Annotated in this window: 19 protein-coding genes and 1 other RNA gene; 14 read left to right on the top strand and 6 right to left on the bottom strand. The window is 42.2% G+C overall.

The features are described from left to right. The first annotated feature begins 36 nt into the window (after nucleotides 1–36). The 3 genes from CL667_09855 to CL667_09845 all read left to right on the top strand — a co-directional run bounded on the left by CL667_09855 (nucleotide 37) and on the right by CL667_09845 (nucleotide 1,943). Nucleotides 37–387: a 50S ribosomal protein L19 gene (locus tag CL667_09855; GenBank protein ID MAL18004.1), complete on the top strand. Its 351-nt coding sequence runs from the start codon at nucleotides 37–39 to the stop codon at nucleotides 385–387. 111 nt (nucleotides 388–498) lie between these two features. Beyond that, the gene (locus CL667_09850) at nucleotides 499–1,053 is read left to right on the top strand and encodes an adenylate kinase (protein MAL18003.1); all 555 of its coding nucleotides are present in this window, start codon (nucleotides 499–501) and stop codon (nucleotides 1,051–1,053) included. 149 nt (nucleotides 1,054–1,202) lie between these two features. Beyond that, nucleotides 1,203–1,943, top strand: coding sequence for a hypothetical protein (locus tag CL667_09845; protein MAL18002.1), 741 nt, complete (start codon nucleotides 1,203–1,205; stop codon nucleotides 1,941–1,943). Nucleotides 1,944–1,951: 8 nt separating this feature from the next. On the opposite strand, the gene CL667_09840 is transcribed toward CL667_09845, so the two are convergent. Continuing rightward, entirely contained in the window at nucleotides 1,952–2,857 is a 906-nt protein-coding gene (locus CL667_09840; GenBank protein ID MAL18001.1) for a hypothetical protein, read from the bottom strand. Nucleotides 2,858–2,991: 134 nt separating this feature from the next. On the opposite strand from CL667_09840, the gene CL667_09835 reads away from it, so the two are divergent. The 4 genes from CL667_09835 (at nucleotide 2,992) to CL667_09820 (ending at nucleotide 6,080) form a co-directional block, all read left to right on the top strand. Beyond that, complete coding sequence (locus tag CL667_09835) at nucleotides 2,992–4,155, top strand: MFS transporter (protein MAL18000.1); 1,164 nt, start codon at nucleotides 2,992–2,994, stop codon at nucleotides 4,153–4,155. 101 nt (nucleotides 4,156–4,256) lie between these two features. After that, nucleotides 4,257–4,838 carry a hypothetical protein gene (locus tag CL667_09830; protein MAL17999.1) on the top strand — a complete coding sequence of 194 codons (582 nt, stop codon included), beginning with the start codon at nucleotides 4,257–4,259 and terminating at the stop codon, nucleotides 4,836–4,838. Between the two features lie 97 nt (nucleotides 4,839–4,935). Beyond that, nucleotides 4,936–5,565, top strand: a complete 630-nt coding sequence (locus tag CL667_09825; protein ID MAL17998.1) for a hypothetical protein — start codon at nucleotides 4,936–4,938, stop codon at nucleotides 5,563–5,565. Between the two features lie 77 nt (nucleotides 5,566–5,642). Next, nucleotides 5,643–6,080 (top strand): hypothetical protein, encoded by a 438-nt coding sequence (locus tag CL667_09820; protein MAL17997.1) that lies wholly within the window; start codon nucleotides 5,643–5,645, stop codon nucleotides 6,078–6,080. Here the strand turns inward: CL667_09820 and CL667_09815 are convergent, their stop codons facing one another. After that, nucleotides 6,081–6,938 (bottom strand): hypothetical protein, encoded by an 858-nt coding sequence (locus CL667_09815; protein MAL17996.1) that lies wholly within the window; start codon nucleotides 6,936–6,938, stop codon nucleotides 6,081–6,083. Nucleotides 6,939–7,160: 222 nt separating this feature from the next. Here CL667_09815 and CL667_09810 point away from each other — a divergent pair, with 222 nt between their 5' ends. Beyond that, nucleotides 7,161–9,881 carry a hypothetical protein gene (locus tag CL667_09810; GenBank protein MAL17995.1) on the top strand — a complete coding sequence of 907 codons (2,721 nt, stop codon included), beginning with the start codon at nucleotides 7,161–7,163 and terminating at the stop codon, nucleotides 9,879–9,881. Between the two features lie 211 nt (nucleotides 9,882–10,092). Further along, nucleotides 10,093–11,793, top strand: coding sequence for a hypothetical protein (locus tag CL667_09805; GenBank protein MAL17994.1), 1,701 nt, complete (start codon nucleotides 10,093–10,095; stop codon nucleotides 11,791–11,793). Nucleotides 11,794–11,810: 17 nt separating this feature from the next. Here the strand turns inward: CL667_09805 and CL667_09800 are convergent, their stop codons facing one another. Both CL667_09800 and CL667_09795 read right to left on the bottom strand, forming a co-directional pair. Continuing rightward, nucleotides 11,811–12,218, bottom strand: coding sequence for a DUF3052 domain-containing protein (locus tag CL667_09800; protein ID MAL17993.1), 408 nt, complete (start codon nucleotides 12,216–12,218; stop codon nucleotides 11,811–11,813). Further along, nucleotides 12,218–13,072 carry a hypothetical protein gene (locus CL667_09795; GenBank protein MAL17992.1) on the bottom strand — a complete coding sequence of 285 codons (855 nt, stop codon included), beginning with the start codon at nucleotides 13,070–13,072 and terminating at the stop codon, nucleotides 12,218–12,220. Before CL667_09795 ends, CL667_09800 begins: the two co-directional genes overlap by 1 nt. Nucleotides 13,073–13,194: 122 nt before the next feature. Between CL667_09795 and CL667_09790 the strand changes: the two genes are divergently transcribed. From CL667_09790 to CL667_09775, 4 genes are read left to right on the top strand one after another with little or no spacing between them, the layout of a single operon-like run. Continuing rightward, the gene (locus tag CL667_09790; protein ID MAL17991.1) at nucleotides 13,195–14,430 is read left to right on the top strand and encodes a hypothetical protein; all 1,236 of its coding nucleotides are present in this window, start codon (nucleotides 13,195–13,197) and stop codon (nucleotides 14,428–14,430) included. Nucleotides 14,431–14,440: 10 nt separating this feature from the next. Continuing rightward, entirely contained in the window at nucleotides 14,441–15,658 is a 1,218-nt protein-coding gene (locus CL667_09785) for a site-2 protease family protein (GenBank protein ID MAL17990.1), read from the top strand. After that, nucleotides 15,658–16,092, top strand: a complete 435-nt coding sequence (locus tag CL667_09780; GenBank protein MAL17989.1) for a hypothetical protein — start codon at nucleotides 15,658–15,660, stop codon at nucleotides 16,090–16,092. Before CL667_09785 ends, CL667_09780 begins: the two co-directional genes overlap by 1 nt. 57 nt (nucleotides 16,093–16,149) lie before the next feature. Further along, nucleotides 16,150–16,626 (top strand): SsrA-binding protein, encoded by a 477-nt coding sequence (locus CL667_09775; protein ID MAL17988.1) that lies wholly within the window; start codon nucleotides 16,150–16,152, stop codon nucleotides 16,624–16,626. Here the strand turns inward: CL667_09775 and CL667_09770 are convergent, their stop codons facing one another. Next, entirely contained in the window at nucleotides 16,627–17,010 is a 384-nt protein-coding gene (locus tag CL667_09770) for a hypothetical protein (GenBank protein ID MAL17987.1), read from the bottom strand. Between the two features lie 6 nt (nucleotides 17,011–17,016). Continuing rightward, nucleotides 17,017–17,489: RNase P RNA component class A (gene rnpB / locus CL667_09765), an RNA gene on the bottom strand. Between the two features lie 271 nt (nucleotides 17,490–17,760). Between rnpB and CL667_09760 the strand changes: the two genes are divergently transcribed. Then, on the top strand, nucleotides 17,761–21,762 hold the full coding sequence (locus CL667_09760; GenBank protein MAL17986.1) for a hypothetical protein: 4,002 nt from the start codon (nucleotides 17,761–17,763) through the stop codon (nucleotides 21,760–21,762). Nucleotides 21,763–21,800 lie beyond the last annotated feature (38 nt).

The following is a 21,800-nucleotide window of genomic DNA, read 5'->3' as shown; positions in this document are numbered from 1 at the left end:
CAATCTCAACAGCGGTTGGGGTTAAATTTAGAAATCATGGATAAGTTAAAACTTGTAGAGCAAAGCCTGATAAATGAGGACATTCCTCAGTTTACTGCCGGAGATACAGTAAACGTACATTACCGTGTACGAGAAGGTGAAAAAGAACGTATTCAGCAATATGAAGGCGTTGTGCTTTCTGAGCGTGGAAGCGGCCCTAACAAAACATTCACTGTAAGAAAAATCAGTAGTAATGTTGGTGTAGAGCGTGTTTTCCCACTGAACTCTCCTTTCATCGCTCAAATTGAAGTGAAGAAAAAAGGAAAAGTAAGACGTTCTAAATTATTCTATCTGCGCGACCTTCGTGGTAAAGCAGCTCGTATTAAAGACAAAGAAGTTAAGAAGTAAATACTTTTACCGGCTGATTGCAGGCAATCTACTGGCTTCATTGAAGCCTTGGGATGATTGTCTGTTAGCCTAAGTAAATTATTTATAATTGATAACCAAGCTTTTTTAAGAATGAATATTATTCTGTTTGGCCCTCCGGGCGCGGGAAAAGGAACACAGGCAAAATTGTTGCAAAACGAGTATAACATCCCTCATCTTTCGACCGGGGATATATTTCGGGCGGCAATTAAAAATAAAACTCCCCTTGGCGTTAAAGTGAAGTCAATTCTTGACGCCGGTGAGCTAGTCCCTGATGAAACCGTTGTAGACTTGGTAGCTGATGAGCTTGCCAAAGAAAAGTATCAGGATGGATATATTTTGGATGGCTTTCCGAGAACAGTTGTACAGGCGGAAGCTTTTGATGCTTTCCTTGAGAAGAACAATGATTCGCTCGATGCTTTTATCCTCCTTTCCGTTCCGGAAGAAGAGTTGATTAAGCGCATTCTCTCCAGAGGTGAAGGTCGTTCAGATGATACAGAAGAGAAAGTTAAAACAAGGCTTAAGGTTTATTATGATGAAACTGAGCCAGTTATGAAGCACTACCAAAAGCAAAACAAGGTGCAGAAAATAGAGGGTATGGGGTCCATTGATGAGATATTCGAGCGGATAACCGACCAGCTTTCCTGATTAAAATGATTGTCCCGCTTCGGCGGGATTTTTTTTGCCTATATATTTTGGCGGCTGTAACAAAGAGTAGTAAAAGGTTCGGCTGGAACGATTAAGAGCCTTTTTTATGTATTAAAACTGAGCATTAGCTAAAAAATAGGAGATAAAAAATGACGGAACCCGCAGAAAAAGGGACAGGTCTTATAAAATGGGGAACAAGTATTTCAATAGCAGGGGGACTTGCAGTTATACTTTCCGGCTATGGCTATCAGTGGGGTTGGTGGCATTTTAGTACGGGCTTCAGCATTATCCCATGGGGGACAGGAGCTGCAATAGTTGGAGGTATATTGGCGGGCATCGGCTTATTCCGAATGAAGAATAAGACTCAAAACATGGCAGTTTCCGGAATGGCCGGAATGTTTTTAGCTGTACTTGCGATCATAAATATTGGTTATTGGTATAGTGAAGTTCAGCAGGGTTACCCCCCAATACATGATATTTCTACAGATACTGAAAATCCGCCAGAATTTGTGGCTATTGCTCCGCTAAGAAAAGACGCACCAAATCCGGTAGAATATGCAGGTGAGGAAACAGCTGAAGCACAAAAAGAATTCTATACGAACTTAGAACCACTGCAAGTTGCCCTCAACTACGATGAAGCTTACGACCGCGCACTGGAAGCAGCTCGTGAAATGCCTTGGAAGCTGGTAGGAGAAAACAGAGAGCAAGGGCGAATTGAGGCTTTTGAAAAACTAGCCTGGTTCGGTTTTATTGATGATGTAGTAATACGGGTAGATACTGCCGCATCAGGAAGTACAATTGATGTGCGTTCAAAATCAAGAATAGGACGGGGTGATCTGGGAGTGAATGCGAAACGCATTAAAGCGTACTTTGAAGAATATCAGAACTGAGATTCTCATCAGGATTTTGGCAATCGCTTGATCACTTCGTCTGCCAACAACGCCGTTGATTCAGGATGCAACCGGAACCATAACTCCGGTTCTACCAGCTCCAATTCTGAAACCGCTAAATATCCCTCATTATCTAGTATTACATCTACCCTGGCATAGGCTGGGATTTCTGGGCAGGCAAAAAGAGCACTTCTGGCAAATTCAATTTCACTTTCAGTGGGTTGATACTTGTGAACAGTTCCTCCAAAGTCATCCTGAACGCGAAAATCCCCCTTCTTTGCTTTCTTTAAAACGGCGTGGCTAAAGGTGGTTCCAAAAAATACAAATGACCACTCCCCACGCGACAATATGGACCTCAGGAATGGCTGAAGCATAAAGTCTTCTTCTAACAAAACGCTTTCAAGTTTACTGGAAATAGTATTTAGGGTCTCAGGTTTAATCCGATGAGTATGTCTGCCAGCTCCACCCACGGTTGGTTTAATAACGGTGTCATTCCAGCCGGTGATTTCATGAATTTTTGAAATTGACAAATTACCCGAACGATTAAGATAGCGGGTAGGCACAACGCGCACTCCGCTTTTGCCTAAGTCATCCAGATAATGTTTGTCCACATTCCAGGTTATAATCTGGCTGCTGTTTATAAAGTGAGTTTTTGATGATGTGTTAGAAATCCATGTTGTAAATTCCTGAAATCGGTCAAAATAATCCCAGACCGTTCGAAAGAGAACTGACTTTGTAGAAGTCCAGTCAAAGTCCGGATCGGCCCAATCCTTACGATCTACAGACAATCCTTTTTCTTCCAAAGCACTTCTAACGAGTTGATCCTCGTTCAAAATATTCTGGACATAAGCCCCCGGAGCAGGGGGATTTATGTACCGAGAGTCCGTAAGTATAACAACATCAATATCTGCCATTGCCAACGATTAGAAAATAATTTGAGCACTAATTAAGAGGAATATTTTTCAAAAAACAAATCATCAATAGGCATGGTTAAGTTTATGATGTTTACTGCAATCCCTGTATTTTTGGTTGCTCACAAAACTCACACATGGATAAAGCGGAAAGAAGTACTTCACATCATTCAGATATTTCGCCACGGCTTCAGCTCATAGCCACATGTGCGGCATTTTTTATTTTAGGGGCAGCGTTTGCGACATGGGCTTCCAGGATACCAGCAATTCGGGATATTGCCTCACTTACTCCGGTTACGCTTGGCTATGTGTTATTGGTAAAAGGAATTGGGGCGGTAGTTATTATGCCGGCCGTAACGGCAGCCATTCACAGAATAGGGGCAAAGAAATCAGCTGCATTATTTGGCTTGGTGCTTATCCTAATTCTTATTCCGATGACCTTAGCGTCAGGCTGGAAGGTACTTGCTTTGGTTTTGTTCATTTCAGGAGCGGCAGGGAGCGGTTATAACATTTGTATAAATGCATTGGGCGCAAAAATTGAGGCTAGTACCGGAAAGTCTCATATGTCTATGATTCATTCCTGGTTTGGTGTAGGGAATTTTGCAGGGGCGCTTATTGGAACCGGGCTGGCCTCTCAGCAGTTTTCAGCTTCCAGCCATTTTTGGAGTATGGCATTTCTGATGGTTGTGCTTCTTATCATGCTCTACAAATATCTTCCCGAAGATGATCCTCAACAAGGCACGGCCAGGCCGGGATTCAAGCTGCCTCATGGCGGATTAATTTGGCTGGGAGTAATCTGTTTTATGGCAGCTTCTATCGAAGAATCAATTAGTAACTGGGTAGTATTATTTTTTACAGACTATGTAGGGACAAGTGATGGAGTTGCGCCTATAGGTTTTGCGGCATACGCTGGAGCACTGCTTCTAATGCGATTGGTGGGTGACAGGCTGAAACCAAGATTTGGGGCCAAGACGCTTTTAACAGTAGGCTCACTAACCGCTGCTGCAGGAATTATGACCGCAATTTTATCACCAAGCATTATAGTTGCTACAGTTGGCTTTTTGGTTGCTGGAGCCGGTGTGGCGCTAAACTTCCCGATGGTATTTAGTGCAGCCGGTAAAGAAGGGGCTGTCGCTTTGGCATCGGTTGCTACATTGGGTGTTGTTGGTGGGATGATTTCTCAGCCTATTATGGGCTTTCTTGTCGAAAAATTTCAACTAACAGGCGGCTTTACTTTTATCGTGATTTGCATGGTTGCAGTAGCGGCCGGAAGCTGGAAAGCTGAATTACTAAAGAAATAGTTTTGCTTGGCTTACCTCTTTTGAGTATTTATCAAGAAAAGAGAACAATGAGGTATTTCGTAACGATAATTCTAGCGCTGTTAATAGGTAATTCAACTTCGTTGATTGCACAGACTAAAGGCAACACAAGCGAAATTCAGCGGGTAGAAAGCGGAAACTATTCATTTGCCAAAGGAGAGGTTCAGGTTGTATTTGTAGATACAGTTTCGCCGGGCTTTGTAGAAAAGCAATTAAAGCTGTTGGGTTATGAAGCCATCAACCTGAATATAAATAGAGTAACGGCGCACATTAATGGTGAAACTGATATGGAAGTACTGGCGAAAATTGAGCAGAATCCCGAGGTGTATTCTATAGAAGTTAGTCAGACATCCATTCCTGAAAGAGCCCTTCAGGATATGTTTGAAAGAGACTCACTGACAGTGGAAGAACAGCAGGCTGTGAGAAAGAGATTTGAGTCAATGGAGCAGCAAAAATTCGTGAGGGTTTATTTCCAATATCACATCAATCATGAAAAAGCTACAGCTTTTCTTGAAAGCTATCCGGGGATTGACTTTAGAATTAGCATGGCACCCGTAAAATCCGGACGAGTTAAAACACAGGTTGGGAAAGAGGAAGAGGTAATGAAGAGTCTTGAAAGATTGATCTATGTTGAAAGCACTGCCTTTGTTGGGATCATGGAATGAGTGGAAGGGTACTTATTATATTTGAACAGAGAACGGGGAACAAAAAAAAGTATATTGCGTTAGACCCATATCAAATAATTAATAAAAGGGGTTTTTGATGAGACAGTTAGCAATTACGATTTTTTGTGTGTTTATGCCGCTCTTGGTTGGAGCGCAAGTAATGGATGACACCAATATTAAGAAGCTCGAGCAGGGTGGGTATAACCTGGAAGCAGGCAAGGTTCAAGTCACATTTAGCGATACCGTATCTCCGGACTTTGTAAATCATCAGCTTTCAGAACTTGGTTATGAAATCCTTAGCAGTACCTTTCAAAACATCATTCTGTCTATAGAGAACAACCCCAAACCAGGACAGCTAAACGAAATCGAAAGTCTGGATTATGTAGACTTTGTGATGAGCGAATCCGCTGGGATCAAAGATGAAGATATTGAAGAAATGAGCAGAAAAGATACGGTAGACAGCGACCGTATTAATACCGTCCTTACTCAGCTTAATCAAACCGGTCAGTATGAGTTTATTATAGTTGGTTTAACACACAATGCTTCGCAAGAAATGGTTGAAGAGCTTAGAAGTGCTTATCCGGAGCTTGAGATTCTTGTTGAAGAAAACAGTGAACGTACAGCTATTGTAAAAACCGAAGTTGATAAAGAACTCGAAGCAATGGATGAGTTAAAGAAATTGCATTTCGTTAAGAACACAGCTCTTATTGGTAGTCTGGAACAGTAGCGGCCGACGTCTTTTAAAGTGAAATGCTGAAGCGTTCTATCTCGTTTAATAAGTGAATTCGAAGAAAAGAGATCGTTATGGAACAGCAAAAAGCACCCGTCAATAATTCTCTATTTTCTAAAGAAGAACTACAGCACTTCAAAGAGCTACTTCAAGATGAAAAAGAAGATGCTCAGGATAAGATAGATAACTTTCAGGAGCGGCTAGACGAACTTGAAAACAAATTAGATGACACTACTTCCTCATCTGCTCATCACCAGGGAAACATTGCATCCTCAGAAGAAGAAAGAGAGAAATATTATGCGATGATCGAAAAGCAGAAAGAAAAGATCGCAGATATCAAATTATCGTTAGACAAGATTGAAGCTGGCAACTACGGTATATGCAATGTTACCGGAGATCCGATTAAAAAAGAAAGATTAGAGGTTAAGCCATATGCGAAATACAGTGTGGATGCCATAAAAGAGGCAAATAACCTTGAAAGTAAATCTATGAGCGTAAAAGATACCGCGTGATTAAAAAAGCCCCAGCTGTTTATCCTGCCTATCAATGGGCCAGGCTGAAAGTGGGGGCAATCCAATAAGTTGGGCTAACAGCTTATGAAAATGCCGGCAAAGTTCAGGTTGCTTTGCCTTATTTGGGGCATGAATAAAAACATAAGGATGAAGTCCTTCCCGGATCCATTCCGCCACAATGATAGCCCATTCTTTTAAATAAGGCTCATTATTAAGCACATCATTTGTTCCTACGTACCTCAGAACAGGATGGGAGGCAGTAGTATCAAAACGAACAGGTACTTTGGGCTTTTTCTTTTGAGCTTCAATAACCGAAGACTCTGTTGCTTTAACGGAGTGTAGCTTTCTGGTATCAAAAATAACCCGATCTACATCATAACTTTTGAGCAGCGAGATAAGGTTACGTTCGTGTTTACCATGGTCAAAAAAGTCTCTGTGCCGAACCTCTACCGAATAGCTGAAACTTTTAGGGAGCACAGAAAGGACATTCTCGAGTTTGTATAAATCCTGTGGACTAAAACTCTCCGGAAATTGAATCATGAAGGGCCCAAGCTTTTCTCTTATAGGTTCGAAAAGCCGTACGAAACTCAAAGCCTCATCTTCAACGTCCAGCATCTTTCGCTGATGGGTAATAAGCCGTGGAAACTTGAAGCAGAACTTGAAACCCTTAGGCGTTTGCTCACCCCACTTCTTAACTACTTCAGGATCAGGCACATTATAAAAAGTCGTATTTCCCTCAACAGAATTAAATGCTGAAGCATATTGAGACAGGAACTGATCAGGTTTAGCATCATCGGAAAAGAAAGTCCCTTTCCACTCCGGAAGACTCCAGACCGTGCAGCCCAAATGGTATGGCATTATTGTTTTTATCTCTCTAATCCGCTTGCGTTCAACTGACTTCGGGAATTAACTAATTCCATCAATCAAATTCCAAAGGACTTAGTTCACTTTTAACAGATAAAGGGCAGGCTTGAAAGGGAAATAGCCAAAAAAACATCTTTTACGAAACCAAGTAAATAAATTTACTTACACTGTTGCATAAAACAGCTTCAATAAACGACAACAAAACCGATCATTAAAATGAAGATAAAACATTACCTGCTTGGGGTACTAACGCTGACTCTGCTCATCTCGGCTCCTTTAAAAGCCCAACAAAAAGACCTAACGCCTGCTGATTATGCTCAGTGGCAGCAAATTTTTTCAACCGCCTTTTCTGACGATGGCAACTGGTTTTCATATCAGGTTTCGCTAGTTGAAGGAGATGGTTGGCTGATGTTGACAAACGTGAATGGAGACGAAGAACATAAATTCATGTATAGCTCGCAGCCTGCTTTTTCTGAAGATACTAAGTGGTTCGCTTTTCGTATTGGTGTTTCTGAAGATGAGGAAGAGAAGCTTCAGGAAAGCAAAAAGCCTGTTCATTATGATATGGGGCTAGTGAACCTCAGCACCGCGGAAGTAGATACGTTTAAAGCGATTCAGGATTTTGATTTTTCAGAGACTGGAAGCCACCTGGTAATGAAGAAGTACAAAGCTGAAGAAGTGAAAACAGAAGGCACCGATATTATCATCCGAAACCTGAGTGAAGGAACTAATCAGCTGGTAGGTAATGTAGCGGATTATAGTTTTAATGATGCCGGAACTCACCTTGCCATCCTGATTGATGCAAATGAAAAGCTGGGGAATGGGGTACAACTCATCGACCTGAAAAACAGCAATTTTACAGTTTTAGATAGTGACACCGAAGACTACAAGGGACTGAGTTGGCATGATGAGAAAAACGCGCTCGCCTTTATGAAAACGATGACGGATACCACACATGTCGGGGAGTCACATATAGTGTACGCCTTTTCGGATGTTACCAAGGCGTCTTCGAAGAAAGTGTTTAATCATGTGGAAAATAATGCCCTCCCTCAAGATTATAAAGTTGTAGAATATGGAGGATTAGAATGGGCGGAAGATGGAGAGACTGTATTTTTTGGCATCAAGGAATGGGAGTTGGACATCGAAGAACCTGAAGACACCTCAGCTATCGCTAAGCTAAATGAAGGTATGGACCCGACTAATGTAGAAGTTTGGCACTGGCAAGATGACCCAATCCAGCCTCAGCAGCAGGTTCGCCAAAACCGCCTGAAAGAAGCAAACTATCTATCGGCTTGGCACCTGAACAATGGGAAATTTGTACAGCTCGAAGACGAAGACCTTGAAGAGGTAGCACTGACCGGAGATGAGGAGCATGCGATCGGATATAACTCAAATCCCTATGAGCCAAGATTCAGAGAGTCATGGAATGATATATATGTGGTGGACGTGAATACAGGCGACCGTAAAATGATTTTAGAGCGCCACGAAAATGCGAGCAGCAGCCCCGGCGGGAAATATATCGCATACTTTAAAGATAATAACTGGTGGACATACCATATCGGAAACGATACCCATAAAAACATCACCGAAAATATCGATACTCGTTTCGAGAATTATAAGGCGATTTTTGGAAGTGAAGACTTTGGACCCTTTGGTTCGGGGCAATGGGTTGAAGGAGATGACTGGATGTTACTGTATGACGAATACGATGTGTACCGCGTATGGGCGAACGGCGAGAAGCATGAAAACCTGACGAACGGGACTGCGGATGAAATTCGATATCGTCAAAATCGGTTGGACTACGAAGATGATTATATCTCTAAAAATGATCCGATCTATTTTTCTAAGTATGGATATTATACAAAGGACAGAGGCTATGCCCGGATCGATCGCAGAAACCGTTTAACGGAGCTGATCTACGATTCTAAAATGATAAGTCGTTTGGATAAAGCAGAGTCCTCTAATGAGTTTGTATTTATGATGGAATCGGCCACTGAATCACCAAACTATTATTATACGGGCGCTGATTTTGATGATCCGGAAGCCATCACAAATACCAATCCTCAGCAGGAAGAATACCACTGGGCTGATGATGAGTTAATCACCTTCACCAATACTCGAGGCGATAAACTGCAGGGCCGTTTACTTTATCCGGCAAATTACGAAGAAGGGAAAAAGTACCCGATGATTACCTACATTTATGAGCTTCGATCTCAAAACATGCATAGCTACAGCATTCCGACCCGAACCAGCCCATATAATATGCGCCGCTACTCGTCGGAAGGATATTTCGTTTTTGAACCAGATATCAATTATGTGCTGCGTGATCCCGGTGTTTCTGCAGTGGAAAGTGTAGTTCCAGCGGTAGAAAAAGTAATCGAAACCGGAATGATTGATGAAGAAAAGATTGGCCTGACCGGTCACTCTTGGGGCGCGTATCAAACGGCATTCATCATCACGCAAACAAATATATTTAATTCCGCTGTAGCCGGAGCGCCACTGACCAATATGGTGAGTATGTATAACTCCGTGTACTGGAATTCAGGAACACCGGATGCTCAGATTTTTGAAGTGAGTCAGGGACGATTCCCAGATCCTTACTGGAAAGACTGGGACAAATTCATCGAAAACTCGCCGATCTTTCAGATGGAAGATAATACAACTCCACTCTTGGTTGAGTTTGGAACTGATGATGGAGCCGTTGACTTCAATCAGGGAGTTGAACTTTATAACACGATGCGAAGAATGGAGAAGCCATACGTAATGCTGGTGTATGAAGGTGAAAACCATGGCCTTCGTCGGGAAGAAAATCGCATTGATTACGCAACCAGAGCCTTCCAATGGCATGAGCATTTCCTTAAAGGAGATGAAGCGCCGAAATGGATTGAAAGTGGAATTCCTTATATCGAACGCCCAGCCATGAAGGATAAAGACTAGTAGCCCACTTTCTTTATTAATGATTTTGTGCAGAATCGCGGGTTTTACAGCTCGCGATTTTTTTTTGAAATTAAATTCAGCGTAAAGCTAGTCAGTAGTAACTCTGGTTTTTGGATAGCATAAATTCCTTTTCTTAGTATCAGAATCAGTAATTGGTTATACTCTCCGCGAAGCCATTTTTAATTTGAAACTCATCATTTAAAATTACCAAATGCCGTTCGAAACCTTAGACTATGTAGTCGTAGCTGGATATGTTGTTTTGATGATTGCTGTTGCCTGGGCAGCAAAAGTACGGGGACAAGATTCACTGGATGACTTTTTTGCTGGCGGTAAAAACCTCCCTTGGTGGCTGGTTGGCGTTTCCATGGTTGCTACCACTTTTGCGGCAGATACTCCCTTGGCAATAACTGGCATTGTAGCTCGGCAAGGGGTTGCAGGAAACTGGTTTTGGTGGAACTGGATGATATCGGGAATTGTGACGGTATTCATTTATGCCAAGCTCTGGAAACGAGCCGATGTACTTACTGACGTAGAATTTATTGAACTTCGATATGGAGGCAAACCGGCTAGTTTTCTGCGGGGATTCCGGGCACTCTATTTCGCCTTTCCTTTCAACTGTATCATCATGGGTTGGGTAACGGTGGGTATGGCCAAAATCCTGACCGTGGTCACCGGCGCGGACCAATGGGTCGCTATTCTGGTTCTTTATGGCCTCATTGCTATTTACATCGCAATCTCTGGTTTGTGGGGAGTGATGGTTACTGATTTTGTGCAGTTCATTCTTGCGATGGCCGGGACCATTGCACTCGCCTATTTTGCCATTGATCACGTTGGAGGCCTAGCAGAACTAAAATCTCAATTAGGGAGTGTTGCTAACTATGATGTTCTCAGTTTTAACCCCTTCACCAATCCTGAAATTGCCGTAACAACCGCGCTTATTTGGGTGGGAATGAACTGGTGGGCAGCCTGGTATCCGGGAGCCGAGCCTGGCGGTGGAGGCTATATTGCACAGCGAATGTTCTCTGCTAAAGATGAAAAGAATGCAGTGGGTGGTACTCTGCTCTTTAATATCTTGATGTATGCCGTACGTCCCTGGCCATGGATATTGGTTGGACTAGTCGCGCTCGTAGTATTTCCGGGGCTGGAAGATCCGGAATCCGGTTATCCGCTCATGATGCTTGAAGTATTACCGGTTGGCTGGATGGGGTTACTGATGGTGGCTTTTCTATCTGCTTTTGTCTCTACAATTTCTACGCAGTTGAATTGGGGTAGCTCATACGTAGTAAACGATTTCTATAAACGATTCATCAAAACAGAGGAAGAGTTTGAAAGCAGGGATAAAGCCCAAAAGCACTATGTACTGGTTTCGCGAATATCTACGTTCCTGATGGCTGCTTTAGGAATTATCGTTTCTTACTTCTTTGATTCTGTTTCGGGAGGGTGGGAATTTATTCTTTCACTAAGTGCAGGTATCGGAGGTGTATTATTACTCCGCTGGTTCTGGTGGCGAATAAATGCCTGGAGTGAGATTGTAGCTATGATTGCAGCCTTTATTGGAGCGATATTTTCAAACCAAATGGGATATGATTTTTCAGCAAGCATGATATTTACTACCGCATTTTCAACAGTTGCCTGGCTGATTGCTACTTTTGTTACTAAACCTGAATCTGAAGAAACGCTCAAAAAATTCTATGCTAAAGTAACTCCAATGGGAAGCTGGTCTGGCTACCGGGAAGGAAAAACTTCACCGGATAGGTTCCTGCCTCAAGCCATTAACGTTGTGATGTCGGTCTTAGCTATTTTCTTTTTTCTTTATGGACTGGGACAGATTTTCTTTTTCAACGTGGGAACGGGGATCGGGTTTTTAGTAGGCGGGTGTATCTTTGTTTACACCGTCGTGAAGAAGATTTGAACCTTAGATAGGAAAGCCTACCGATCTTCTTTGCGGTACATAAACTTTAATCCCGACCAGTCTTCATCAACCGCACAAACCTTCACATCTACTAAACCGATTTGAAGGCCCAGAGATCGTACTTCATTTCCGGTAATATCAGTGTTCATTTTTGATGACTTCTTAATCCATGAAACCCAAAGAGTACCGTTCTTTGCTAATCTAGATTTTAAAGGAGGGAATGCATTATGAAGCTCCTCTTCATTATGGCAAAATACCTGAATGAAATCGATAAGGTCAGGATGTTTAGTGCCTACCAGTTCAGCACCATCAGGAAAATCACCGAGCAGTTCCAGGAAATGGTCGGGTTCGTTAACAATAAGAACCGAATGGCCGGGCTTAATGCCAAGCTTTTTTAATAGGGGCGTGCCTGAATAGCCCGCCATTAGTCTTGGTACATTTCTGTAATGTTAAGAAGTTTCTGAAGGTCCTCAACACGTTCTAATTGTTCCTGCCGTTCGTAGCTGTGAATTAGGTTTCGGATACATCGAAGGACCACATCCAGGTTTGTTGCAATCTGAAAATGCTCGGGTCTTGGATCAATGTTATTCTTCTTCAGAAAGAAGTAGCACTGATCGTAAGTGACGATAGCTCCGTTATCATAAGGATCTATGAGCAGTTCTTCTTTATCCCCAACATAATTCAGCATAAAGTGGATGGGCATATTGATCCCAAAGAAAGGCATTTCCAATCGGCGGGCAATGAACATAACAATCAGGCTCAGAGAAATGGGTAATCCCTTTCGGCGATCTACCACCTGATTCAGAAAGCAGTTTTTAGGAGCGTGATAGTTATTGGGGTCGCCCCGAAAGTTTAGGTCCTCAAAGATGAACTGAAGCATTCGCTTCATTTTACGCTTCTCATCAAGCTTGTACTTAATCTGTGGCTCAATCATTTGGGCAAAGTGATCCAGCTTCTTCTGATATTCCGAAATCCGAAGCGTGGGGTTGCCAAAGCGGGCAAGGGTAAAGATGGCCGTCTCAAGAGTTTTACGGGTCTTGATGCCGTTCTCAAGAAGGTCTATAAAATCTGATTCAAGATTGTCGAAGGTGAGCTTATGAATTACATCATTGACGCGGTTCTTGGCATCTTCTCCATTTATCTCAGATCGATATTCGTCAAGCAGGGGGACTGCTTTTTCGCCTAATTCCTGTAGGCGACTCTCCACACTTTGTTGCACAAATGGATCAGGGTCATCCATTAAAAAAAGCAACGATTCAATTTCTGTTTTTGAAGTCATAGTTTGATTTCATTTGCTTTGGCTGTTGAAGATAGAAATTCACTTAAACAATTACTTCTTATAAATGCCATCGGTAACCGTTATATTTGAAGGCTTCAACGCATCAACAACCTAACCATTCTATGAACATTAATGTTTCTTCTGAGATCGGTCTTCTTCAGGGCGTAATTGTACACACCCCCGGACATGAAGTTTCTCTTGTTAACCCTGAACTTAAGAACGAGCTTCTTTTTGATGATATAATTTTTGAAGAAGATGCCCGAATAGAGCATCAGGACATGCTGGAGGTATTTCGAACAGCTATGCAAAAAGATGGTCAGGTCATTGAGATTATAGATCTGTTGAAAGAGGTTTTTAAAAAGGAAGATGCCCGGGCTTATTTTATTGAGCAGCTGGTTAAAGAATTTCCTGAAGAAAACCTGCACGTTATTGAGAAGGATTTACTGAAGCTAGATCCTAAAGAGCTGCTGATTTTTATTACTCAGGGATCACTAAAACATCCTAAAGGGTTTACACTCAACCCATCACCCAACCTTCTTTTTACCAGAGATCTTGCTGCCGTTGTTGGCAAAAGCATTTTGATTTCCCGGGCCGCTAAAAAGGCTCGTTTGCGGGAATCACTTATGATGGAGACGCTTGTTCAATATCACCCGTTATTTGATCCGGTGCGGGAGAATGCCATCCGCATTTCAGGGCATCAGTCTATTGAGGGCGGAGATGTGCTGGTAGTTTCTGATGATCTAGTGTTAATCGGAATGAGTGAACGAACGTCATTCAGTGGCTTAATGAAGGGAACTGAGGGATTGTTGAATAGCGGAGTTAAAACCGTTCTTGCGGTGGACATTCCCAAGCAGCGATCTTCCATGCATCTTGATACCATTTTTACTTTTGCTGATAAGAATGAATGTATAGTCTTTCCGCCCGCTATTTTAGAACAAGAGGATAACGTCATTGAGCTTTTTAAAGATGGAGACTCCATCAAAACAAAAGCACATCAATCACTGAAGTTAGCGCTGGAAGAAAAAACGGGCGAAGCCTTTAACTTTATCAAGTGTGGCGGGGAAGACCGAACCAATCAATTCCGTGAGCAATGGACGGATGGCGCTAATGTGTTTGCCTTGGCACCGGGAATAATTGTAGGTTATGAGCGTAATACCAATACCTTTAACACACTGGTTGATCATGGTTATGACCTGATGAATCAGTTCGAGTTTATAGAAGAATACAGCCAAAAAGGTTTTAACCCGAAAGAAGGCCAAAAGATCGCCATTAGCTTTCAGGGACATGAATTATGCCGGGGCCGAGGAGGCGCTCGCTGTATGACGATGCCAATATCAAGAAAGGCACTAACCCATTAAGAAGAGACGATTGAGTTCAGATCCATTTCAAGAAGAAGTAACATCAGATTTTGAAGTTCTCTCCAGAGAAGAAGAACCAAAAAATAAGCCGGATACTAAAACGCTGCTCAAACACGGCGGCTTGTTCCTGCTGACGTTGTTTTTTGTGACCATGACCGGCGCTAATTTCGTTGGCTTTAATCCTGTACTTTTTCCTTTTGCTTTCCCCGATTCTGTAGATTTGCTTCGCGGGTTATTGTTTGCTGGGCTGCTTCTTTCGTTTCTGACGTTTCATGAATTTGGGCACTATTTTGCGGCGGTCTATCATAATATCAAAGTAACGCTTCCCTATTACATCCCTATTCCTGTTGGGATTGGTACTCTTGGTGCAGTCATTAGAATAAAGGAACGCATTCGCAAAATGCACAAGCTGTTTGATGTGGGTGCCGCCGGTCCTGTAGCCGGATTTATAGTTGCTCTTACCGTTTTGATGATCGGTTTTGCTACCCTTCCCGAACCTGACTACATACAGAATTTTTCCGGGCATGAGGAGCTCAAAGAATACGTAGCCGAGAATGGTACTTACCCGGGATTTATTACAGATGAAGCAGAGGGGCAGGGAGTATTGACCGTTGGAAATACGCTGTTATACACCATGCTTGCCTCTATGTTTGATAATGTGCCCCCCATGTGGGAGATGTATCACTTTCCGTTTTTGTTTGCGGGATGGCTTGGACTCTTTTTTACAGCTTTGAATTTAATGCCCGTTGGGCAGCTTGACGGCGGACACATTCTGTATTCACTCATTGGATACAAAAAGCACCGAATTGTGGCTCGGGGTTTCTTCACCTTATTAACAGGACTTGCCGGAGCGGAAGTTTTACCCTTTCTCCGAAGCTTTATCTCAGGTTATACCACACTGCCATTTGCAGAATGGGTGGTTTGGGGATTCATATTATTCATGCTCATGAATAAAGCTTTTCGCTCAGATCGTTATTGGGTTGCCGGGATGATGGTACTTTCCTTATTGGGATCTGTAGGCTATAATTATATGTTAGGAGGAATTGAACCTGGGAATGTGTCGCTTATCTGGGCATTATGGAGCTTTTTCATCGCATTTATTGTAGGAGTGGAGCATCCGCCGGTAGATTTTGAAGAAGAATTATCTCCCGGACGGCGCGTGATAGGCTGGCTAAGTATGCTTATCTTTATACTTTGCATTAGTCCCAATCCAATTTATATGAATTAATGAGTCTCATGAGAATTTTACTATTTATACTACTTACGTTTGGTTTGATCACAGCCTGCTCTGAATCGGAGAAACCAGCTCAGCAGGAAATGACCATGGAGCAGGAAGTCAACAGCTTGGTTGAAGAAGCCAAGTTTGATGAAGCAATGGCAATTCTTGACGGCAAACCTCGTTCACCCGAAGTTGTTGCTTTAGAAGAAAATGTTCACCTGCAGCACGGCATTTATTTGATTTACAATTCTGATCCTTCTCAGATGAGAGAAAATGCAAATAAAGCACTTCGTGAATTTATAGCGGTTCTGGAAATCAACCCGGAAAACGAAAAGGCCACTGCTGAAACCGAGCAGATTTTAATGATATATCGATCATTTCCAGATCGTAGTCCCGAGCCTGAAGTTGTGGAGAAGCTAGAAGAATTAGGTTTCGACATTTAAAGGAAATAGTGTGCTAAGCATTCAGCAAAATCAGCGAAAACAAAAAGCTGTGATCAAATGAGTGACAAGAAGAAAACAACACCAACCATTCAAAACCGTAAGGCCCGCCACGATTATAGCGTGGAAGAGACCTACGAGGCAGGACTCGCCCTAAAGGGAACCGAGGTGAAATCACTGCGTCAGGGAAAGGCCAGTTTTGCGGACACGTTTGCTTACATCCAGAATGGAGAAGTGTACTTGCGGGATATGTATATCAAGCCTTATGAGCACGGCTCGTATTACAACCACAACGAAACCCGGCCCCGAAAGCTGCTGCTTCATAAGAGAGAAATTCGCGAGCTACAAAAAGCCACGGAGCAAAAGGGTTATACCATTGTGCCACTCAAGCTCTACTTCAAAAGAGGAAATGCGAAAGTGTTAATCGGCGTAGCCAAAGGGAAGAAGCAGTTCGACAAGAGAGACTCCATCAAGGAAAAAGATGTGAAGCGCCAGATTGAGCGCAATGTAAAAGGGAACTACAAGATTAATATGTAGTTATTTTTTGTGGTGAGGCTTCTTGATATTCAGATAGAGAACAGCGCAAAGTACAATGCCTATCGAAGTGTATTTGAAGAAGGTTGTTCCGTATGAATCTGGCCAATCCATTATTCCAATAATTAGAAAGAATAAGATATTTGCTATTCCTAAGCCGAATAAAATAAGTTGAACAAAAGAGACTAAAGTTTTCTCATCAATACTCTTTTTTTCAGGAATCGAAAGATTATTAAATCCCGCAATTAAATTCGGAAAAATCTTAACCAGCATACCAAGTAGGGCGAAAAATATACCAGCTATTAGGTTTAGAGAATTCATGACTAAAGCTAAAGCAAGTGGTCTATAAAACAAAACCCCACTCTCAGATAAGAGCGGGGTTTTCATGTAAAATCAACAGGAAAGCCTGTAAGCCGGATTCTGTTCCCTCACATAATTTATGAGCGGGAGGTAATCATTTATCTGGCGCATTCCACCCGATGGCGTCACGACAAGAGGCGTATACCATCTGCATGAACTTGCACCCCGCGAGGTTTGCACTGCCCCCGGCCTCACGACACGGGGCGGTGAGCTCTTACCTCACCTTTTCACCATCACCGCCAACGCGGAGCGTTAGAAACTCTAAGCACCAAAACTTAAATCCCAAAGCTCAATTTCAGATTTGGTCATTGGGATTTGTAACTTGGAATTTCTTGCGCTCCGCGCTGGAGGCTGTCTGTTTTCTGTTGCACTGTCTGTCATCCTGAAATTCCTTTCAGGAAGCCTCCCCTTCGCCAGCTGAACCGAATCGGGGAGCGCGGTACTTGTTGGTGTCCGGACTTTCCTCCCAGCACAATAAAGTACTAAGCGATTACCCGGCTTTCCTGTTGGTAAAAGATAAGAGTTTTGTTTGTATGAAATAGGGTATTTGTCAGCTCGCGGCGAATGCTTGAGATCTTGTAATTGAAAAGCAAGCTATTCTTAAAAACCAAACATCTACTTTGCTGTGAAGTTAACAGGCTTCCTGGTCTGAGGAGTATATCGTAAGTATAGTCAATCAAGTAGAATCAAGAGACTGAAAAACACCATATTATGTGGTGATTATTTTATACAAATTTTTTATATAGGTAATACAATGTTGAAAAAGCTGTTATTTCTATGTTTAAACTTAAAGCATTAACATTATTTTTAACTATCGGTGTTTGGCTTCTTTCGGTTAGCGTGTACGCACAGACTACCATAGAGCGTGAATTAGAATTTAGGGACAGTATTACTGGTGAACCTATTGATAGCCTGACAGTAACCGTTAAAGACACTGTTTCTGGTCAGGTACTTGTAAAGGACACTACCAATGTTGAGGGTAAGGTAAATTTAACCTGGACCATAGTTTCGAATGAGACGGAAGATTTAGTTCCAGAGAACTTTCATGTTTCTGAGATGTATCCCAATCCTGTTTTAAACAAAACAAATGCTAATGTTCAGGTTCAGGAAACAAGCGCATTGACCGTTGAACTTTTTAATGTAATAGGACAGAAAGTTGGCACCTACCAAAAACAGTTAAGGAGCGGTAGTTATAACCTTTCCTTCCAAGTTAGAGGTTTAGCTAAAGGCGTTTATTTTGCGCGTATTAGCAACGATCAAGCAGTGCAAACGCGTTCCTTCGCGTATATGGGTTCACCGGGGGGGCAGTTTCGAATAAATGGTTTTACCCCCATTGGCAACGTAAAGCCCAAAGTTGCAGCCCCAAAAGCAGGTTCGTCAAGCAGAAAGTCTTCTATAGTTCTTGAAGCCGAGAAAGTAGGTTACAAGATATTTAAGAAAGAGCTTAATCCCCAGGGAGAAACCTTTCAATCTATTCATCTGGATCCATCAGAAATAAATATTCAATTTGAAAACACACGGGCAGAGTTTCTTCCCGGGGAAGTGATAGGGATTCTTATATCTGGAACAGCTTTGCCAAGCGACATTTATAGTGGCCTTATTGACGATGAGTCCGAACTTAAACTTGCAGTGGACACCACTTATAACCGTGGCGATACTACAAGAATGCTGATGTTTGTCCCTGAAATAGAAGAAGGAGATCATCAGCTTTCCATAAACCTTGGAAACTGGAATACTGCTTTGGACTTTACGATGCAGCCATACCAGGCTATCGATAATCCAAAAGCATATACAAACACGTTACTGGATTCTCTTGATCATTCCCTTGAGAAACTCATAAATGAGACCGAAAACCCTGATATTGCTGATATAATCTCGGAAGCACGGCAGGAGTTGGCGGATCAAAAAGGCTCTATAAATAATCTGGATGATGATGAGATTAAAGTATTGGCACGCATGCTTGATACCTATTTAAATCGTCAGGCTATAGTTCAAGAAAAAGGGTTTAAACAAGCGGCTTACTCTGAAAGTCTATCCTGCAATAAGGTAACTGAAAATGCACTTAAATCTATTGTAGAGGCGAATTTTACGGCCTATTTAGTAACATCAGGAAGTGTTGCTATAGTTGCAGGAGCTGTTTCTGGAAGTGGGGTGGGTGGAATTCTAGGAGCAGTCGTGCTTGGTGCGGGATTAGGTAATCTACTATTACAATTAAAAGATGTAGGAGTTACCTTAGACTTAGTTGGTGAGTGCATTAGTGAAGTTGGAGAAACCGAAAATTCATATATATCTAACTCATATAATAAGGCCAAAGTTAAGCTAAATACGAAAACGATTAGCTTTACCCATGCGGAGGAACAACAGTTCTATATTCTTACTCAGTACCGACTTCCAGAAGAGCTAAGAGGTCCACTTTCTGAACTGCGAGGATTGATAGCTACTATAGCCGAGACAGTAGAAAATTTTACCGGGAGAATTCCCAGCTCCTGGATCTCTACACTTGAAGAAGAAGAGGTTGAGAAACTAAGTCAACCATCTCTATACCGAATAACAAAAATCTCAAATGAGGATATTGACGTTGAACATAATTATTACGAAGAGCAGATTGGCTTAAGCTTTACGTACAAAATTGACGCCATGCCGGATGAAGCCCAGGATTTTACTTTTAATTTAGAGAAAATTGAAGACCCCGATGAGTCAACTATTATTGAAGCCACTTTGACTCCTATAGCTCTGCCAGAAGTTGTTAATAGCGCTTTTATTATGACCAGAGATAAGGTACATGAAGGGCAGTTACAGGGTGATAACATTGATTATTATAGAATAATACAAGAACCATCTTATGGAACATTAGTACTAGTTGATTCTACGACTGGGAAATTTACTTACGACCCGTTTTATGATTTTACTGGGGAAGATGAATTCTGGTTTGCCGGTTTTAACGAAAATGGTTCTGATACCGCTTCTATTTCTATAACTGTAAATAAATCTACGCCGATAGCCTACGACGATACTTTAACACCGGCAGTTAATGAACCATACGATGCTTTTTTAAAAGCAGATTATCTGAATACCTTTGAAATTGTATCGAATCCGATGCATGGTACCATTAGCAATTTTGATATGGAAAAAGGCACGTTTACTTATACCCCTGATGATGATTATTCCGGAGAGGATTCATTCACATTCAGAGCTGTAAATGAGTTAGGAAAATCCAATGTAGCGACAATACATATAATTATTGCAATAGAATTTAAATTAGCACCTAATGGCGTAACAATTACGTGTAACGGTGCTACACCGGGAGATACCGGTGTAGTTAATGGTGTTACATATACTGCTATAGATCGGTCACTTTTAGAAACGAAACGAGATAACGGAGAGGATTTGACAAAGGTTTGTACCTCTCCGGTGACTGATATGTATAGAATGTTTTACAATGCTGATACTTTTAATCAGGATATAAGCATCTGGGATGTGAGTAATGTGACCAATATGGGTGGTATGTTTCAGGGTGCGGCTGCCTTCAACCAGGATATCGGCAGCTGGGATGTAAGCCAAGTATTCAATATGAATAGTATGTTTTTTGATGCTTCTTCCTTCAATCAGGATGTTGGTGACTGGGATGTGACCAAGGTGACCCATATGTGGAACATGTTTAATGGTGCTTCCTCCTTCAACCAAGATATTGGCGGTTGGGATGTGAGTCAGGTGACCGGTATGGGAGGTATGTTTGGAGATGCACTATCTTTCAACCAGGATATCGGCAGCTGGGATGTGAGTCAAGTGATCGCAATGTCACAGATGTTCAAAGGTGCTACTGCCTTCAATCAAGATATTGGAGGTTGGGATGTTAGTAAGGTGACAAGAATGGATTTAATGTTTAATAACGCTATAGTCTTTAACCAAGATATTGGAGGTTGGGATGTGAGTCAGGTGAACGATATGATGTGGATGTTCAAAGGAGCTACAGCCTTTAACCAGGATGTTGGAGGTTGGGATGTGGGTGAGGTTACCAATATGTATAGTATGTTTCAGGGTGCTATAGCCTTCAACCAGGATATTGGTGACTGGGATGTAAGTCAGGTAACAGATATGAGGAGACTGTTCAATGAAGCCTCATCTTTCAATGGAAATATCAGCGGTTGGGATGTGAGTCAAGTGATCGATATGGAGGTCATGTTTAGTGGCGCTTCCTCCTTCAACCAGGGTATTGGTGGCTGGGATGTAAGTCAGGTGACCGATATGAGAAGTATGTTTAGTGGCGCGTCCTCTTTCAACCAGGATATTGGTGATTGGGATGTGACCAAGGTGATCCATATGGGGTACATGTTTAATGGTGCTTCCTCCTTCAACCAAGATATTGGAGGTTGGGATGTGAGTCAGGTGACTGATATGATACAGATTTTTCGTGGTGCTTCAGCCTTTAATCAGGACATTGGTGACTGGGATGTGAGTCAGGTGACCGATATGAGAAGTATGTTTAGTGACGCGTCCTCTTTCAATGGAAATATTAGCGGTTGGGATGTGAGCCAGGTGTCAATAATGTCAAATATGTTTAATGGTGCTTCTTCCTTCAACCAGGATATTGGCGGCTGGGATGTAAGCCAGGTGACCAATATGGGTAGTATGTTTAGTAATGCTACTGACTTCGATCAGAATCTCAGTGGCTGGTGCGTGGAGCAAATTTCAAATAAACCTGGAGATTTTGATTACAATAGTGGATTTGAGGATCAAAGTGATAAGCAACCACAATGGGGCACATGTCCCGGGCAGTGATTAGCTAAAATAAAATTAGAACAATCCGGCGATGGGAT

The sequence above is a fragment of the Balneola sp. genome (assembly GCA_002694685.1).
GTDB lineage: Bacteria > Bacteroidota > Rhodothermia > Balneolales > Balneolaceae > Gracilimonas.
Note: the sequence above shows the minus strand (reverse complement) of the source record. Positions and strands in the feature narration are given on the sequence as shown.

Coding starts and splice junctions, on each gene's coding strand:
- CL667_09855 (MAL18004.1), top strand. CDS start 37: ATGGATAAGTTAAAACTTGTAGAGCAAAGCCTGATAAATGAGGACATT.
- CL667_09850 (MAL18003.1), top strand. CDS start 499: ATGAATATTATTCTGTTTGGCCCTCCGGGCGCGGGAAAAGGAACACAG.
- CL667_09845 (MAL18002.1), top strand. CDS start 1,203: ATGACGGAACCCGCAGAAAAAGGGACAGGTCTTATAAAATGGGGAACA.
- CL667_09840 (MAL18001.1), bottom strand. CDS start 2,857: ATGGCAGATATTGATGTTGTTATACTTACGGACTCTCGGTACATAAAT.
- CL667_09835 (MAL18000.1), top strand. CDS start 2,992: ATGGATAAAGCGGAAAGAAGTACTTCACATCATTCAGATATTTCGCCA.
- CL667_09825 (MAL17998.1), top strand. CDS start 4,936: ATGAGACAGTTAGCAATTACGATTTTTTGTGTGTTTATGCCGCTCTTG.
- CL667_09820 (MAL17997.1), top strand. CDS start 5,643: ATGGAACAGCAAAAAGCACCCGTCAATAATTCTCTATTTTCTAAAGAA.
- CL667_09815 (MAL17996.1), bottom strand. CDS start 6,938: ATGCCATACCATTTGGGCTGCACGGTCTGGAGTCTTCCGGAGTGGAAA.
- CL667_09810 (MAL17995.1), top strand. CDS start 7,161: ATGAAGATAAAACATTACCTGCTTGGGGTACTAACGCTGACTCTGCTC.
- CL667_09805 (MAL17994.1), top strand. CDS start 10,093: ATGCCGTTCGAAACCTTAGACTATGTAGTCGTAGCTGGATATGTTGTT.
- CL667_09800 (MAL17993.1), bottom strand. CDS start 12,218: ATGGCGGGCTATTCAGGCACGCCCCTATTAAAAAAGCTTGGCATTAAG.
- CL667_09795 (MAL17992.1), bottom strand. CDS start 13,072: ATGACTTCAAAAACAGAAATTGAATCGTTGCTTTTTTTAATGGATGAC.
- CL667_09790 (MAL17991.1), top strand. CDS start 13,195: ATGAACATTAATGTTTCTTCTGAGATCGGTCTTCTTCAGGGCGTAATT.
- CL667_09780 (MAL17989.1), top strand. CDS start 15,658: ATGAGTCTCATGAGAATTTTACTATTTATACTACTTACGTTTGGTTTG.
- CL667_09775 (MAL17988.1), top strand. CDS start 16,150: ATGAGTGACAAGAAGAAAACAACACCAACCATTCAAAACCGTAAGGCC.
- CL667_09770 (MAL17987.1), bottom strand. CDS start 17,010: ATGAAAACCCCGCTCTTATCTGAGAGTGGGGTTTTGTTTTATAGACCA.
- CL667_09760 (MAL17986.1), top strand. CDS start 17,761: ATGTTTAAACTTAAAGCATTAACATTATTTTTAACTATCGGTGTTTGG.